The 1,751-nt window shown below is 76.4% G+C and carries 1 protein-coding gene and 1 pseudogene; both read left to right on the top strand.

The genetic code is table 11. From position 1 onward, the window contains the following. Positions 1-1,248 (top strand): Ig-like domain-containing protein (locus tag N869_RS16705; protein ID WP_408606370.1); only part of this gene is annotated, 1,248 nt, incomplete at its 5' end. Between the two features lie 173 nt (positions 1,249-1,421). Beyond that, positions 1,422-1,751: pseudogene (locus N869_RS14855) on the top strand (hypothetical protein); the annotation flags it as partial.

Below are 1,751 nucleotides of genomic sequence, written 5' to 3'. Positions count from 1 at the left end.
GGGCAGCAGCTGACCTTCACCCCGGTCCACGGGTTCGCCGGTACCGCCGACCCCGTCACCTACCGGGTCGCCGACGCCTACGGGCAGTCCACCACCGGGACGTACACGCCCACCGTCGTCCCGCCGCCGGCCCCCACGGCCCCCGACCGCGCGTCCACCGGCACCGGAACCGACCCCCAGCACACGACGGTCACGGTGCCCGAGTCCGGGACCGTCACCCTGCTCGACCAGGCGGGGCTGCCCGCCACCACTGTCACCGTCCCCGGGCAGGGCACCTACACCCTCGACGGGCAGGGACACATCGAGTTCGTCGCCGTCCACGGGTTCAGCGGCACCCCCGACCCCGTGGCCTACCGGGTCACCGACGCCTACGGGCAGACCGCCGACGGCACCTACACCCCCACCGTGCAGCCCCCGCCGGCCCCCGAGCCCGCGCCCGGGACCACCACCGGGGTGGGGCTGGACCCCCACCAGCACCAGGTCCCCGTCCCGACCGGCGGCACCGTCACCCTCGTCGGCGCCGACAGCACCACCGGCAGCGAGCTGACCGTCGCGGGCGAAGGACGGTACGTCCTGGACCCGACCACGGGCGTGGTGACGTTCGACCCCGTGCTCGGGTTCGCGGGCACCGCGACCGGTGTCACCGTCCGGGTCGTCGACGCCTACGGGCAGGTGGTCGACAGCGTGTTCGTGCCCGTGGTCCAGGCACCGCCCGGCCCCACGGCCGCCGACCTGTCGTCCACCGGCCCGCAGGGCGCCCCCCAGGCGGCCGACACCGTCCTGGAGGCACCCACCGGCGGCACCGTCACGCTGCTCACCGCAGACGGCGACCCCACCGACCAGGTGGACGTCCCCGGCCAGGGCACGTACCTGCTCGACCCCGCCACCGGCCGGTTGACGTTCGAGCCCGACGCCGCGTTCTCGGGCGCCGCGACCCCGGTCACCTACCAGGTCACCGACGCCTACGGGCAGAGCGCCACCGCCACCTACAGTGCGTACGTGGTGGCCGACCCGGCCGCACCGCCGGCCGAGCCCGGTGAGCCCGGTGAGCCCGAGGGGCCCGCGGACCCGCCCGCCCAGCCGGAGGACACCGGTGACGACGCAGGCGAGCCGGAGGGCGAACCGGCGCTGCCGGTCACCGGGACCCAGGCCCTGGGCCTCCTCGCGCTCGCGACCGGCCTGGTCCTCGCCGGCGTCGCCACCCTCCTGTGGCGCCGCAGCGCACGAGGCGCGCACGACCCCGCCTGACCGCCGTACCCGCACCACCGCTGTACCCGCACCACCGCTGTACCCGCACCACCGCTGTACCCGCCCGACCCACCGTCAGGTACCGCGAAGGCCCGGCCGCACCACGCGGACCGGGCCTTCGCCCTGCAGATGTCAGCCCCACCCAGCACACTCGTGCCCAGGGCCGGCATGGCGTGGTCGCACCGGACCACGCCCAGGACGACGGGGGGCCGATGGACCACCAGCAGGCACGGCGGGTCAAGGAGCAGGTCGCGCAGCACGTGCGCGCCCTGCTCGCCGAGCACCCCGCACCACGATCAGCACCCGGCCCCCAGGTGTCCCTGGGGCTCGCCCCCCGCCCCGACGGGTCCTTCGCCCTGGCCGTCCGCTACCAGCTGGGCGCACCCACCACCCGCATGGTCGCCCGGCAGGTCGCCGAGCAGGTCGGCCCCGACGTCGACATCCGCCGCACCGGACGCATCCACACCACCCCCGTGCCCACCGGGCCCCGCGCGCCCGTGCGC

The organism is Cellulomonas bogoriensis 69B4 = DSM 16987 (assembly GCF_000767165.1).
GTDB classification, from domain to species: Bacteria; Actinomycetota; Actinomycetes; order Actinomycetales; family Cellulomonadaceae; genus Actinotalea; species Actinotalea bogoriensis.
The sequence above is the reverse complement of the archived record's forward strand: the minus strand, read 5'-3'. Positions and strand labels throughout refer to the sequence as shown.